A 14251-nucleotide genomic window follows, 5' to 3' on the forward strand; every position below is an offset into this window, starting at 1 on the left:
ACGCCCAACACACACTACTGATAGTTGACCGTCAGTGTGTACTGCACCTGAAAGCTCCCCGACACGTCCGCGCCATTGACCACCTGCGGCGAAAACGTCAAACCGATATCGTTTGTGCCCTGTTTCAGCGTCACCGCCCGTGGCGTATTGAAACTGGCAGGGGTCATGGAGGCGCTCCACAGGGCCTGCATGTTGACGCCGGTGAGGCTTGTTTTCGAGACGCCGCTCGCGGCGTTGACGATGGATTGATTGGCCGTCAACGTCATGGACGCCGGTCTAGCGCCGGTTCAGTTGAGACTGATCGGCGCCGATTTCTGTTGACCTGCCAATCCCGCCGGGGTGGTTGGGTCGAATTTCAAGCTGATGCTGCGTGCCGAAGTCAGGCTGCAGGTTTCGCTGCGTACACGGTAGATGAAGTTGATCTCGTGCAGCCATTCGGCGTAATTGGGATAGCCCGCAGAGGTCACGCCCAACTTGACGATGGCACGCCCCGATCCACTCTGTGGCGCGCGACCCACGATGTAATAGGTGTATGAAACCGTCGCCCCGACACGCAGCGGCATGCAGGTCTCCCCCAAGCAGTCAGGCCCGTAAGACCCAAGCGGAATTTCAGACATGTACATGTAAGATTTTTTCTGCAGAACCTTGATGGCCCCTGCAGTGACGTTATAGACCGGCGTGATCTCTAGATTCGTCGCCGCATAACGCGGGTAAGCCCGCTTGGCCGTACAGGTGCCAGAAAATGGAATTTCGAATTCTGCACCGGGGCTGACCTCATAACCGTATGTGTTGTAGCCCGTCACCGAACACACCAAACTGCCGGAGATAAGCGCGCTCGCCTGTTCCGATAGACAAGCCAGCAAAAGCGCGGCAATCAAGAGGCGGAGTTTGGAGTTTCTAGCCGTACGCGTATTCATCGTGTTCCATTTACCCTGTCATTCCCAACAGCAGAAACCGCTGGGGCGTGCGTCATCGACCGTCAGATATCCAGACTGCCTTGCGTGCTTTGTAGATAAATCGTGTAGGGCAGCACGACGGTGTCCAGAATCCCAGAGGGTATGAAGTCGAGTAACTGGAGGGGCATCAGAGCCGGCGCCGCAGGGTCGCGCTCGACCAACTGCGGCGGGCCGTGCAACAGGCACAGGTCATAGGCGATACCGCTGTAAACACGCGGAAGGGATTCACACCGCGTTTGGGCTTTTCTCAACGCACTGCTTGCATGCGCATCGGAACTCAACACCGTATTGACGGTGCCGCATCCGCAGAGCGCCCAAGCCATAGCCAAACACAACAAAAGTGCCTTCATTGCCCGCGATACCTGAATGAAAGAGTCGACACCGACGGCCCCCCTTAAAGGGCGCCGTACGGTACTTGCTTGCCGGACGTCTGCGCTGCGCGATCGAAGGCCACCTCGAATCGACATCGAGCACATCGGGCGTGCCGCTCAGATCAACAGCCCACGGGACGGTTGGCGACGACCCAAAGCGTAGGAAAAGTCGCCAAAGCGGCCAATCAGACCGATCTCAAAAGCCTCCTGGCGGCCAACTCGATTGCCCGCCAGGCCGGGCGTAACCACCGGTCGGAATAATCGATTCAGCCTCAATGAAAAGGGGCATTGGCCGATACAGAGATTGCCACCTCGAACCGGAACGCAATCATGAAAGGACCCTATGTTGCAGCGCTGTTGTCACTGGCGCTTTCTACCGCTTGCCAGGCTGCCGTGGAAGCGCCGATGCAAGGCACCATCCGCTTCACCGGTGCCGTCATCGGCAGCCAGTGCACGCTTTCCACCCATGCTGGCACCGGCCTGTCCGAGTCCTGCCCGCTCAATGCCGTGTCGCGCACGCTCAGCGTCCAGACCCTGGTCGGTGAGCTGTCATCCCCAGCGCACGTACGGTCGATGACGCCCACGCAGGCTTCCGGTCAAGGTGAACACACCTACGTGCTGGAAGATGCGACGGGCCACTTGATCACCCAGGGCCGCTACCTGGTGACCCAGACCGTGCTCTGATTCACCGCGCGACAGTCGATGGCGCCGTGGCACTCTCCCGTCCACGGCCCTCACCCGGCGTTTGAGATCCGTCCTATTCAGAAGACGTCGGGCGATGACTAGGCTGGCGCCGATGAAACTCGCCCATCTCATTCCCACCGCCCACTCCACGCTCTCGACCCCCCAGGCCGCGCGCAAACTCCTGCGCCTGTTCGCCTTCAGTCTGATAGCGGGCGTCTATATCGGTGCCTACGGCTACCTGCGCGTGACCCTGAACCAGGAGATATCCTCGCGCCGCAGCTACATGAACGAGGCCATCTTCCAGGCTCAGGGTTTCTTCGTCAGCCGCCAGACATTACTCAAAGGGCTGGGATTGTCCACGGTCAGGCAACCGACGCTGTCGGCCGCCGAGGCCAACAACGTGCCGGAGGAGGAAATCCATATCATCCTCGGCCAGCGCCACGAGATCTGGAGCCTGTGGCTGACCCGCCGCATGCTCGACTACCTACGGGCCAATCAGGTGAACCTGATCTACGTGCCGCAGCCTGCGCAGGCGCCGGTGCAACGCTTGTTCACCACCACCGAGCACAGCGCCGACCTGCCGCCGCGCGTCCTGGAGCGCGTGCGCTCGGTCAACGACAGTGAGGCGCCGCAGGACGAGTTGTGGCTGACCGATCCAGGCCGTCTGGACTCGCCGCTGTACATCTTCATCCGCATGGACGAACGCAACGTCACCTCCGGCTGGCTGGGTCTGGAGGTCGATGGCCCCGATCTGGTCAAGGCCCTCGAGCACGAGCAGGCGGGCGATTTCAAACTGCTGGACGCCAATGGCCACCTGATCCTCAGCAACACCCCCTTGCCCCCTGGCCAGGACGTGCAGATGCAACGCGTGCCGACCAGTGCCAGTTTCGGCTGGGAAGGCGAACACTGGCTGCCGGAGCGGCTGACCATCCGCAAGCACCTGGACTACTCCAACTGGCAGATCGTCTACAGCCTGCAACTGGTTTCGCTGCTTCCCGCCCTGGCCGTGCCCGTGTCGGTGGCGCTGCTCATTTGCCTGCTGGCCACGGTCTGCCTGCTGTGGCTAGTCAGGCAGATCGATCAGCGGATGATCGTCCCGGCGGCCGCGCGTATCGACGCGCTGGTGGAAAGCGAGGCGTTCTGCAGCGCCGTGATCCGTATTGCCCCCGTCGCCCTGTGCGTGCTGCGCCGCAGCGACGGTGCGGTGGTCCTGGAGAACCCGCTGTCGGCCCAATGGCTGGCCATGGGCGATGAGCGTACTCGCCTGTGCCATCGCTGGATCGATCGCGCGTTCAGTGTCGAGGCGCAACGCAGCGCTACCGACGAACTGCAAATGGCCGACGGTCGCCACCTCTACCTGAGCTACGCCCCCACCCGCTACCAGCGCGAAGACGTGTTGATCTGCGCCTTCAGCGACATCACCGAGCGCAAGACCGCCGAAATCGCCTTGCAGCAGGCCAGGACCCTGGCCGACGCCGCCAACGAGGCCAAGACCCTGTTCCTGGCGACCATGAGCCATGAAATCCGTACCCCGTTGTATGGCGTGCTGGCAACGCTCGAACTGCTCGCGCGGACCCAACTCGATGCCCAGCAGCGCGGCTACCTCACCGCCATCGAAGGCTCGTCGGCCACCTTGCTGCAGTTGATCTGCGATGTGCTGGACGTGTCGAAGATCGAAGCCGGCCAACTGGCACTGGAAATGAGCACCTTTTCTCCGCTGGAACTCACCCAGGACGTGATCCAGGGCTACACCGGCGCCGCGCAAGGCAAGGGCCTGCAACTGTTCGCCTGCATCGACCCGCAACTGCCCGACCTGGTGCTGGGCGACGTCATCCGCATTCGGCAGATTCTCGGCAACCTGCTGAGCAATGCGGTCAAGTTCACCGAGACCGGACGCATCGTCGTGCGTCTGCAACTGGCGTGTCGCGAGGGTGAACGGGCCATGTTGCAGTGGCAGGTGGTCGATACCGGCAAAGGCATTCCCGCTGCGGACCAACGCCACCTGTTCGAGCCCTTCTTCCAGAGCAGCCCGAACGCCAACCTGGTGGCGGGTACCGGCCTGGGCCTGTCCATCTGCAAGCGCCTGGTGCACTTGATGAACGGCGCGCTGCGGGTGTTCAGCGAGCCTGGCCTGGGCAGCAGTTTCGCCTTCAGCCTGCCGCTCGAGCAGGTGAGCACCCAGAACGACCTTCATTGGGCGAGCCCGTTGCCGAACGAGCGTATCTATGTGCAGTCGCCCGTGCATGAACTGGCCGAACACACGGCCGGGTGGCTGCGCCGGTGGGGCGCGCGTGCGCAGTTGATCGGCCAGGACGCGGGGCAACTGGATGTCGACGCCCTCTTGATCGAACTCTGTCCCGGACAAGCCGACAGCGCGCTGAGGACTGACTGGCCTGGCCAGCGCATCCTGGTTTCCCAGGACGGGCACGGCATCGTACAGAACGCCGAGCGCACCCTGCACATCGGGCTGAACAACCTGCACCTGCTCAACCGCGCGGTGCGCCAGGCATTGGGCGTGGAACTGCAAGGCGAACCGGTGATACCCGCCCAGCTCGAAGCGAGCAAGTTGAACCTGCACCTGCTGGTGGCCGAGGACAACATCATCAACCAATTGATCCTGCGCGATCAGCTCGAGGAGCTCGGTTGCACGGTGGTGCTCGCCTGCGATGGCGTCGAGGCCTTGGCGCTGTGGCAGGACGCCGATTTCGACCTGGTGCTGACGGACGTCAACATGCCGCGAATGAACGGCTACCAACTCACCGAGCGCCTGCGCCAGCAAGGCTGCAGCGTACCGATCGTCGGTGCGACCGCCAACGCCATGCTCGACGAAGCCGAGCGCTGCCTGGGTGCCGGCATGGACCACTTTCTGATCAAACCCTTCACGCTGCACGCTCTGTACCAGTGCCTGCAGCCTTATCAGAGATAGCCTGCAGTGAATGTCTACCGCGTGCTCATTGTCGAGGACCATCCCTTCCAGCATCAGTACCTGACCACGGTGTTCCAGGCCGCAGGCGGCTTCGAGGTCGAATTGGTCTGGGACGGCGCAACCGCCTTGCAGCGCCTATCCCGCAGCCACTACGACCTGCTGTTGAGCGACTTGATGATGCCGCAGATGGACGGCGTGCAATTGATCCAGCAACTGGCCCAGTTGCACCGACCGCCAGCGCTGGCGCTGATGACCGCCGCATCACGCCGCATGCTGCTGGGCTCGGGACAGGTCGCCAAGAATCTGGGGCTGAAGGTGGCGGGCCTGATCTCCAAGCCGGTGCGCGAGGCCGAGATCATCAGCCTGCGCGAACGCCTCGACGACCTCACCGAGCAGGCCCGCACCTTCAGTCGCAGACCCCGTGGCTGTCGGGCACGCAGCACCCTGATCAAAGCCTTGGAAAATGGCGAAATACAGGCCTGGTACCAGCCCAAGAAGTCACTGCGCGATGGCCGGATCGTCGGTGCAGAAGCCCTGGCCCGCTGGGTACATCCGGCCGAAGGGCTGCTGATGCCGGGGGCGTTCCTGGACGAGATCGAAAACGCCGAGCTGGAGATCGAGTTGCTCACCAGCATCCTCGGACAGACCCTGGGCGCTCAGGCGCAGTGGGCGCGGATGGGCCATTCGCTGCCGGTCTCGATCAACCTGCCGACCCATCTGCTCGATCAGCCCGACCTGGTGGATCAGTTGCTGGCGCAGGTCCGCGTCAATCAGGCCGATCCCAGGCAGATCACCTTCGAGCTGACCGAAAGCTCCACCACGCAGTTGTCCAGCAACTACTACGCTGGAGCGTGTCGGCTGCGGCTGATGGGCTTCGGCCTGGCCCAGGACGATTTCGGCAAGGGCTACAGCTCGTACTTCAATCTGGTGTCCACGCCCTTCACGGAACTCAAGATCGATCGCTCCCTGGTGCTGGGCTGTGGCGAAAACGACGGGTTGGCATCGGCCTTACTCAGCATTACCGAACTGGGTCGCAAACTGGGCTTGACCACCGTGGCCGAGGGCGCCGAAACCCAAGCCGAGCTTGCGGTACTGCGCCGTGTTCAATGCGACCAAGTGCAAGGCTTCATCATTTCACCGGCTGTACCACGCAACGACCTGGCCGCCCTGCTACGAGAGGATGGCCCTCGGCCAGCACTTCTGTAGACTCATGAGGTCAAACGTTTCAGCAAAAGGAAATGCAGCCCTTTTAGGGGTAGTTCGAAACGGGCGCACCTGTGTGCACCTTTCCACCCTATTTCTGGCCGAGTGCGAAACATGAAACATGCCAGCCTGCGCCTGGACAAACTGGCGCTGAGCTCCGAACGCTTGAACAAGGCCCTTTTGCTGCTGACCGGTCTGCTGCTGGTGATGTCGAGCACCTGCTATTGGGCCGTCACCCGACTGCTCGAAGCCGAGCAGCAACGCGTCGAATTCCATTTCGCCCGTGTGCTGGAAATCATCCATGAACACGAGACGTTCCTGCGCAACGTCGCCACCGGGTACCGCAGCAGCACGCAAGGCCCGCTGCGCTCGGTGCAGTCGGTCACGGTCATGCAGACGACGCCCATCGGTGAACAGGTGATGCTCAAGGCCAGAGGCTTCGAGCTGTCGATGCCCTTCTCACTGGCCCATGGCGCCGGTTTCAGCAAAGACGACGAGAACCGCGCATTGGCCCTCGGTGTGCAGATGACCGACTACTACGGCGGCTTCTGGGCCAGCTCGTTCTATGCCTCACCGCAACTGTTCGTGCTGACCCCGGACGGCGACGCCAGCCTGGCCATCCCGGCCACGGACGATCCGCGCCAGCACCTGCCCTTGCCGCCGGAAGAATACGCCACCGTGGTCGGCCGACTCGAACGCCTGCGCACCGCCCAGAACCTGCTCACCGATCACCGCGTGCGCTGGATACGGGCGCCGCTGCGGCTGTATCAGGATCGTCCCAGCATCGTGGCGATGATCGGCCTGCACGCCGCCGGCGCGCTGCTTCCGGCCGGCAAGGGGCAAGGTCTTCTGACCCTCGCCGCGGTGGTGGATACGGCCCAGGTGGACGAGTTCGAGCGGGTGTTGCGCCTATCGGTGTACAACCAGTTCACCCTGGTCTCGCCCGAAGGCGAAGTGGTGCTGGGCGCACTGGGTGCCGACGATCCGGCGCCCCAGGGCCTGAGCTTCAACCGCCACGGCCTGCGCTTCAAGATGGTCGCGCCCCACGGCGATCGCTGGACCGGGTTGTACGCCATCACCTACCAGGACTTCCTGCGCTACGCCAAGTGGCCCTTGCTGGGACTCATGCTGACGGTCATCGCTGCCATCCTGGTGGGCATGTGGATCAACCACTGGTACAAGTCGCGCATCGTCGTCCCGGCGCAACGCGCCCAGGATCGCCTGTTCGAGAACCAGGCGTTCAACCGCATCATGCTGCACAACGCGCCCGTCGGGCTGTGCGTGATGCGGCGCAGCGATCACCAGGTGCTGCTGGACAACCAGCGCGCCGTGCAACTGGGTGCGACGCCCGCGCTCACGCAATTGCTCGAAGGCTACGACGGCGACCAGGCGCCCGGCGAAATGTGCCTGCTGGTGGAAGGTCGCTACTTGCAGGTGGTGTTCGTCGCCACCCGTTATGAAGGCCAGGATGTGTTCCTCTGCGGGTGCAACGACATCACTCGCCATGTAGACGAAACCCTGATGCTCAACCAGGCGCACCGCCGCGCCACCGCCGCCAACGAAGCCAAGACCGTGTTCCTCGCGACCATGAGCCATGAGATCCGCACACCGCTGTACGGCGTGCTGGGTAACCTGGAACTGCTCTCGCTCACCGAGATGAGCGAGCGTCAGCGCCACTACCTGGAAATCATCCAGGGCTCCTCCACGGTGCTGTTCCAACTCATCAGCAACGTGCTGGACGTGTCGAAGATCGAGTCTGGCCAGATGCCGCTCGAAGAGGCCCCGTTCGCGCCGGTGCAACTGGTCGAGGACGCGGTAGTCGCCTTCACCGCGACCGCCCGCAACAAAGGCCTGGACATCGAATCGGAAATCGACCCGCAGGTGCCTGCGCAGATCCTGGGCGACGCCGGGCGGGTGCGACAGATCCTGCACAACCTGCTGGGCAATGCCATCAAGTTCACCGACTCGGGCCGCGTACGCCTGCGCTTGAGCGTTGTGCAGCGCACCGAGACAGACGTCTCGTTGCAGTGGCAGGTGACCGATACCGGTGTCGGCATCCCGGAAAAGGCCCTGGAGCAATTGTTCCGCCCCTTCTACCAAGTGGCGGCCGGCCAGGATGGCAATGGCGCCGGCCTGGGGCTGTCGATCTGCAAGCGCCTGAGCGAACTCATGGGCGGCAGCATGCGCGTGGTCAGCGAGCCCGGCCTGGGCAGCAGTTTCTCCCTGCTGATCACGCTGCCGGTGGTCGACGCGCCACCGGCAGTGGCCCCGACCTCGCTGGTGCCGTCGTGCCTGGACGCCCCCTGCCTGAACGTGCGCGTGCTGGTGGCCGAGGACAATCCGGTGAGCCAGGCGGTATTGCGCGAGCAACTCGAGGCGCTCGGCGCGCATCCGACCGTGGCGCGCGACGGCCAGCACGCCTTGCAACTGTGGAACACCCAACCGTTCGACCTGGTCATCACCGACATCAACATGCCGCGGCTCAATGGTTACGAACTGGCGCAAGCCCTGCGCCAGCAGGGCGTGGACGTGCCGATCATCGGCGTCACCGCCAACGCCCTGCGCGAAGAGGGCCAGCGCTGCCTGGCCATGGGCATGAGTGCCTGGGTGGTCAAGCCCTTGAGCCTGGGCATGCTGCGTCAGGCATTGATGTCGCATTGCCGCAAAGCCAACGGCCTGCCCGCTCCCGCACTGAAACCTGCCGGCACGCCACAGACCGACCGCGAAGGCTGGATCGAACTGTCGCCGGCCATGCGCGAGCTGATGGCGCAGACCTTGCTCGCGGACATCGCGCAGATCGAACAGGGCCTGGTGGACATGGACGCCCTGACCGTACGTCAGCGCCTGCACAGCCTCAGCGGTGCGCTGGCGAGCGTGCATGCGCAAACCCTGCATGCGCTAGGCCACGAGCTGGAGAACGCCCTGCACGAAGGTCCGATGACCACCGCCATCGTCCAGCGCATCAGGGCCTTGTGCACACGCCTGGCTGCGGTAGCCCAGTGCCTGAACGAAGAACCCCGCTGATGCCCATCGAACCTCTCAAGAGAGCCCACACATGACTGAATTGAATGTCGTCATTGCCGACGACCATCCCATCGTTCTGCTGGGCGTGCGCGAAATCGTCCAACGCGACGGACGCTACACCGTGGTGGGCGAGGCGGTCAGTTCCAGCGAACTGATCGAGCAACTGCGCACGCATCGCCCGCAATTGCTGATCACCGATTTCAACATGCCGGGCGACGCCACCTACGGCGATGGGCTGAAACTCATCGAGTACGTGCTGCGCAATTTCCCGCAGACGCAGGTCCTGGTGCTGACCATGATTTCCAACAGCCTGATCCTGTCACGCCTGCAAGAACTGGGCGTGGCCGGCGTGATCCAGAAGAACCACCTGCATCAGGAGATCGAGAAAGCCTTGACGGCCCTGAGCAGACGGCGTCCCTACCAGAGTCCTAGCGCCGAGGCCCGCTCGGTCATGGGCAGCAGCGGTCAGGTGGGCGATCGTTTCGAGAGTCTGTCGCCGCGCGAGCTGGAAGTGCTGCGCCTGTTCGTGACCGGCATGACCGTCAGCGACATTGCCCGCCAACTGTGCCGCAGCAACAAGACCGTCAGTGCACAGAAGGTCTCGGCCATGCGCAAGCTGGAGGTCGACAGCGACCAGTCACTGTTGACCTACTGCATCGAGGCCCGGCAGTTCCAGTGATCAAAGATAGATAATCTGCATCAGCAGCGTGGCGGTGAACGTGCCGGCTTCGGGCAGCGTCTCCAGTGCCACGGGTTTGACCCGCAGCGAAACCACCAGCGGCGTTTCTCCCACCGTCCACAGATGCGGCTGACCCAGGGTCAATCCCGGCTGGCTGCCTTCGCCGATCAGGCGTAGTCCCAGCCTAGGTCGATTGGTCAGCAGCGTGACTTCATCGAAACGCCCCGACGCGGCTGTCAAGGCCAGGCTCACACGGCTGCCTACCCGGCAGTCGAACGACAGCGGGACCTCGGTCACCGGCACCGTGTCGTCCTTGAGCTGATTGATATTGGCGCTGGCGAGCTCGACTTCCATCGAGGTGTTGAACTGTAGGCGGCAGGCCGGTTCGATTAACCGTCCACTGACGTCCAATTGCACCGTGCTGGCAGGCTGCGCGAGCGCAACCGTGCTCGACAGCACCAGGATCAGGATCAGCCAGGCATTCATAGGTAATTGATCGTCATGACCAGCGCGGACGTGAACTGTCCGGGCGCCAGCGTGCCTTGCTGGACCAGCTTGGCCTTGAGCCCCAGGCTCACGGTCCCGGACAGATTGCTGTAGCTCTTGAGCGTGCCTTGCAGGTTGGCCGTCGAGTTGTCGTTGGCCCACAGCAGCGACACGCCCAGGTTGTTCGCTGAGGTTTTGGCAACCGTTGCGCTGTAGGTGCCCAACGCGGCGGAAAAGCCGACAGTCAACGAGGAGCCGCTCGGGCAACTGAGCTGGATGTTCAAGCTCTGTGGCTCGGCCTCGGCCACTTGATCGGTTCGCACGTCCCCGAAGCTGGCGGTCAGTGCGTTGCCGCTGCTCAAGGTGCACGGCGGGCGAGTCAGGGTGCCGCTGACGGTGATATTGACCACGTCGGCGGCTTGCGCACGGGCGCTCATCAACGCCAGTACAAGAACGATGAATTTCATGAGGACTCCTCTAGGACCGATGGTCCAGCAGCACAACGTGTCGAGGCCAACAGATGGCAGGGGATGGCGGTGTTCATGGGGTGGTGTCCTGATTGTTCGAAGCCGCTGCCCGCTGGCAACGCACGTCCATCTGCAGGATGCCGGTCGACGCCTCTTGCGTGCCGAGCGCCAGCGTGCTGCTGCACCAGAGCGTGCCGCCCACGCTTATCTGCAAACGCGCCCGATCCGGCACACCGGCCAGGAATGCACGACCGTTGTCGGCCACCAGGGTGCTGACCAGCGAAGTGCCGTCCTCGCTCAGCAGTTCGGCATTGGCGGCGAAAGGTGCCGGAGTGCCCTGCTCGTCGAGAATGCGAAACAGGATGCGCTGCCCGCTGCGTGTGTCGAACTTCGCCACCACGAAGGCGCCACGGTTTGGGATCACCTCCTGCACCAACTGCTCAATGTCGACGTTCTGGGCAATGGTCTGGCTGTCGAGCGAGATCCGGTTCTTGCGATAAGGCATGGCCGAGGGCATCACCGCATAGCCGTTGTCGTTGGTGCGAATGCCGCGCTTGTTGGTGATCGACACCTGGCCGGCATCGGGCGCAGCGACGATGACATTGGTTTCGCTCAGCGGCTGGCTGAGCATGATCTGGTCGGCATAGGCCACCACCGATCCGTCCAGGCCCAGGTCGAGTTGCTGGTTGTTGCCGGTTTGGGTGTACCCCCCACGCAGCACGCCCTTGGCGCCCTCGTACTGGGCTGACAGCGATCCACCCTGCTGGCTCTGGCCGGCGCTGGCCTGGCGTGATACCCCCACGCCATAGGTCAGCGCATCATCGTCCAGGGTATTGCCACTGAGGGTCGCCATCTGCCCACTCGCACCGCTGCTGGCGTGGTGAGTGCTGGCCGAGACGCGGCTGCTGCTGCCCGGCCCGCCCAGCGGCAGGCTCACGCTCAGGGTCAGGTTACGGTCGGTGGTCTGGCCTTGATTGAGGCCCACCGCCACGGAGTAAGAAACGTTGCCGACTCCGAAGTTGTAACCCAATTGCAGGCTGGTATCGGCGGTCGCGCGATCCCAGTAGGCCGACTTCGATACGTTGGCGTACAGACTGCCGAAACGACCGATCTGCTGGGACACGTTGGCGCTGAAATTGCTCTTCAGGTGCCCCGTTCGATAGGCCGCGATACCCAGATCGTCGACGGCAGCAGTGAACGGCCCCTCGAGCACATCGCGGCGGCTGTTCAGTGCCTCGGTGAATGAGTAATAGCCGCCCGTGGAGTAGCGATAGCCCACCAAGCTGAAATTGGTATCGGTCAGGGCCACCGATTTGGAATAGCGAAAGCGATACGACTGACCGCTGCGGGTGGCTTTCTCGGGGCCGATGTCGCTGCTGCGGGCGTGGGTGACGTCCAGCGAGACCGCACCGAACCCTGCGAAATCATGGGCCACGCCGAGCAGGCCGGCACTGTACCTTTCGCTGAACAAGCCGCCGCCGAACACCGTGGTGCCGCCACGCAGGCCATGGCGGCCGGTCAGTTGGCCAAAGGTCGGCGCTTCGCCACCCGCCTCGGACAAAGCCCCCCGGTAGCGGCCCGCGTACAGCGCGTAGGTGGTCTGCTTCTCGCGCAGCATGTAGGGCACCGAGGAGAACGACTGGGTGTACACCTGGACCTGGCCATCGGCGCCCTCGACCGTCACCTCCAGGTCGCCATTGCTGGCTGTGGAGTAGAGGTCGGAGATCGCGAACGGCCCGGACGGCACCCACTGCTCCTTGATGACGTAGCCACGCTGGCGAATGATCACCCGCGAGCGCCCGTTGGCGATGCCACGCACCACCGGGGCGAACTGACGGGCGTCATCGGGCAGCATGTCCAGGTCCGAGGCGATGCCCAGGCCGCGATAGGGCAAGGCATCGAACAGGTCACCCTCGGTGGTCGCATCGCCCAGTGTGGCGATGGCCATGAGGTTGCCCATATCGCGCTGGACGTAGCTTTCAAGTGACTGCCACTGCCCCGGCGTGCCGCTGCCTCGGCGAAAGGTAGAGAAATTGCGCAGCCGCCAGGCACCGGCATTGACCCCACTGCGCAAACTGGCGAACTGATCCTGGCGCCGCGCGCCGTCCGAATTCACGCTGCTGTGCGAGATCGAGTAGCTGGTGAACGCAGCCGTCTCTCCAGTGCTCCACTGCCGACGACGGACATCGAAAGGGATTTCACCGAGATAGGCCTGGGGAATCTGCACATCCAGTGCTTGCTGGTTGAAATCGTAGTCGTAGGTCACCCCCGCCAGCCCTTGGTCGAAGGCGATACAGGTCGGATCGGCATCCGCACGCTTGGCCAGCGCTTCGCTGGAAACCCCTTGGGCTCGGAAGAAATCGCTGTCCAGGCAAGGAAACAGGCCGGTCGCCGATTGCTCGGGCTGCGTGCTGCGAATGAAACGGATGTCCTGCTTGCCGACGTGACGCTGATTGACCGAGACATCGACCCGATAGCTGCCCGGCAACTGGCCTTCGCTGATCGCACTGATCTGCTGCTTCAACTGGTCCGAGCCCTGCCCGCCACCGATCTCCAGAAAGGTCGGATCGAACTCGAAGCCTGCGTGCGCCGGGCTCAAGTGCAGGGTCAGAAGCACGGCCAACGGGCAGCCGAACCCCTTCACCGCGCCAAGGCGCGTGAGGGCGGAGGAAGTGTGCATAGGCGTTCCTGGAGCGGCGAGGCGCGATCAGTTCAAGGTGACGGGCGCCACGCTGACACTGGTGCCGTAATCGTCGATGTAGCTGAGCGAGATACGATCTGCGCTGCGCACCTTGACCGGCAGCACGCGGTGTTCGCCAGGGCGCAGGACATCGATGGGCGAATCCAGCGTTTGGTCGTTGACCTTGAGCTCGCTGACCACCACGTGAAACTTGGAAGGATTGTCCACCGTCAGGTTGCCGCCGGCAGCGCTCCACGCCAGCGAGGCCACGGCGTCCTTGGCCGAGCCGGTCAGCCCGGCGGGACGGTAGAACAGCTTGATGGTGGTCTTGAGCGCGATCTGCAGCACGTTCTTGTCGCGCTGATCGTCACGCATGGCGGGGATGGCCTTGACGTTCATCAGGAACAGGCTTTCTCGGTCCTGGGGCACGTTGGCGCCACCGGCAAAAATCACCCGCAGGATGTTTTCCTTGTTGGCGTCGAGGCGGAACAGCGGCGGTGTGACGATGAAACTGTCCAGGCTGGCATCGTTCGCCGCGCCGTAGCCGCTGACCCACGACTGCACCAGATAGGGCGAATCGTCTTCGCGGTTGCTGACCGTCAGGTTCGCTTCGTTCTGCTTGCCGTCGTAGATCAGCCGGGTGGCGCCCACGGTCACGGCGGCTTGCGACGCCCCAGCGAACAGCAGGGACAGCCAGGCCAGGTGGGTGAGAACACGTTTACGCATGGGTGAACCTCGGGAATCGAGAGCCATGCCAGGCACGGCCCTCGCAGGG

At 63.3% G+C, this 14251-nt stretch carries 12 protein-coding genes; 5 read left to right on the forward strand and 7 right to left on the reverse strand.

Annotated features, from left to right (window positions below):
• Positions 1-14: 14 nt before the first annotated feature.
• The 3 genes from NJ69_RS22210 to NJ69_RS15830 form a co-directional block, all read right to left on the reverse strand.
• The gene (locus NJ69_RS22210; protein ID WP_052192133.1) at positions 15-266 is read right to left on the reverse strand and encodes a hypothetical protein; all 252 of its coding nucleotides are present in this window, start codon (positions 264-266) and stop codon (positions 15-17) included.
• A 21-nt stretch (positions 267-287) separates the two neighbouring features.
• Positions 288-917, reverse strand: a complete 630-nt coding sequence (locus NJ69_RS22660) for a hypothetical protein (RefSeq protein ID WP_155290540.1) — start codon at positions 915-917, stop codon at positions 288-290.
• 62 nt (positions 918-979) lie between these two features.
• On the reverse strand, positions 980-1306 hold the full coding sequence (locus NJ69_RS15830) for a YceK/YidQ family lipoprotein (RefSeq protein ID WP_039580677.1): 327 nt from the start codon (positions 1304-1306) through the stop codon (positions 980-982).
• Positions 1307-1657: 351 nt separating this feature from the next.
• Between NJ69_RS15830 and NJ69_RS15835 the strand changes: the two genes are divergently transcribed.
• From NJ69_RS15835 to NJ69_RS15855, 5 genes are all read left to right on the forward strand, one after another.
• Positions 1658-2011, forward strand: coding sequence for a hypothetical protein (locus tag NJ69_RS15835; protein ID WP_155290541.1), 354 nt, complete (start codon positions 1658-1660; stop codon positions 2009-2011).
• A gap of 112 nt (positions 2012-2123) precedes the next feature.
• The gene (locus NJ69_RS15840) at positions 2124-4937 is read left to right on the forward strand and encodes an ATP-binding protein (RefSeq protein WP_039580682.1); all 2814 of its coding nucleotides are present in this window, start codon (positions 2124-2126) and stop codon (positions 4935-4937) included.
• Positions 4938-4943: 6 nt separating this feature from the next.
• Entirely contained in the window at positions 4944-6143 is a 1200-nt protein-coding gene (locus NJ69_RS15845; protein WP_039580684.1) for an EAL domain-containing response regulator, read from the forward strand.
• Between the two features lie 111 nt (positions 6144-6254).
• Positions 6255-9164 carry a hybrid sensor histidine kinase/response regulator gene (locus tag NJ69_RS15850; protein ID WP_039580687.1) on the forward strand — a complete coding sequence of 970 codons (2910 nt, stop codon included), beginning with the start codon at positions 6255-6257 and terminating at the stop codon, positions 9162-9164.
• A 31-nt stretch (positions 9165-9195) separates the two neighbouring features.
• Positions 9196-9843 (forward strand): response regulator, encoded by a 648-nt coding sequence (locus tag NJ69_RS15855; RefSeq protein ID WP_039580689.1) that lies wholly within the window; start codon positions 9196-9198, stop codon positions 9841-9843.
• Here NJ69_RS15855 and NJ69_RS15860 read toward each other — a convergent pair whose 3' ends face one another.
• From NJ69_RS15860 to NJ69_RS15875, 4 genes are all read right to left on the reverse strand, one after another.
• Positions 9844-10329, reverse strand: coding sequence for a fimbrial protein (locus NJ69_RS15860; protein ID WP_039580691.1), 486 nt, complete (start codon positions 10327-10329; stop codon positions 9844-9846). It abuts the gene before it with no gap.
• Positions 10326-10796: a fimbrial protein gene (locus NJ69_RS15865; RefSeq protein ID WP_039580695.1), complete on the reverse strand. Its 471-nt coding sequence runs from the start codon at positions 10794-10796 to the stop codon at positions 10326-10328. The genes NJ69_RS15860 and NJ69_RS15865 overlap by 4 nt, the downstream gene beginning before the upstream one ends.
• Positions 10797-10869: 73 nt before the next feature.
• Positions 10870-13476 (reverse strand): fimbria/pilus outer membrane usher protein, encoded by a 2607-nt coding sequence (locus NJ69_RS15870; protein ID WP_039580697.1) that lies wholly within the window; start codon positions 13474-13476, stop codon positions 10870-10872.
• 27 nt (positions 13477-13503) lie between these two features.
• A complete protein-coding gene (locus NJ69_RS15875) occupies positions 13504-14202 on the reverse strand; it encodes a fimbrial biogenesis chaperone (RefSeq protein ID WP_039580699.1) in 699 nt (232 codons plus the stop codon).
• Positions 14203-14251 lie beyond the last annotated feature (49 nt).

Source organism: Pseudomonas parafulva, assembly GCF_000800255.1.
GTDB classification, from domain to species: Bacteria; Pseudomonadota; Gammaproteobacteria; order Pseudomonadales; family Pseudomonadaceae; genus Aquipseudomonas; species Aquipseudomonas boreofloridensis.

Excerpts from the sequence above, each read along its gene's own strand:
- NJ69_RS22210 (WP_052192133.1), bottom strand. The coding sequence starts at position 266 with ATGACGTTGACGGCCAATCAATCCATCGTCAACGCCGCGAGCGGCGTC.
- NJ69_RS22660 (WP_155290540.1), bottom strand. The coding sequence starts at position 917 with ATGAATACGCGTACGGCTAGAAACTCCAAACTCCGCCTCTTGATTGCC.
- NJ69_RS15830 (WP_039580677.1), bottom strand. The coding sequence starts at position 1,306 with ATGAAGGCACTTTTGTTGTGTTTGGCTATGGCTTGGGCGCTCTGCGGA.
- NJ69_RS15835 (WP_155290541.1), top strand. The coding sequence starts at position 1,658 with ATGAAAGGACCCTATGTTGCAGCGCTGTTGTCACTGGCGCTTTCTACC.
- NJ69_RS15840 (WP_039580682.1), top strand. The coding sequence starts at position 2,124 with ATGAAACTCGCCCATCTCATTCCCACCGCCCACTCCACGCTCTCGACC.
- NJ69_RS15850 (WP_039580687.1), top strand. The coding sequence starts at position 6,255 with ATGAAACATGCCAGCCTGCGCCTGGACAAACTGGCGCTGAGCTCCGAA.
- NJ69_RS15855 (WP_039580689.1), top strand. The coding sequence starts at position 9,196 with ATGACTGAATTGAATGTCGTCATTGCCGACGACCATCCCATCGTTCTG.
- NJ69_RS15860 (WP_039580691.1), bottom strand. The coding sequence starts at position 10,329 with ATGAATGCCTGGCTGATCCTGATCCTGGTGCTGTCGAGCACGGTTGCG.
- NJ69_RS15865 (WP_039580695.1), bottom strand. The coding sequence starts at position 10,796 with ATGAAATTCATCGTTCTTGTACTGGCGTTGATGAGCGCCCGTGCGCAA.
- NJ69_RS15870 (WP_039580697.1), bottom strand. The coding sequence starts at position 13,476 with ATGCACACTTCCTCCGCCCTCACGCGCCTTGGCGCGGTGAAGGGGTTC.
- NJ69_RS15875 (WP_039580699.1), bottom strand. The coding sequence starts at position 14,202 with ATGCGTAAACGTGTTCTCACCCACCTGGCCTGGCTGTCCCTGCTGTTC.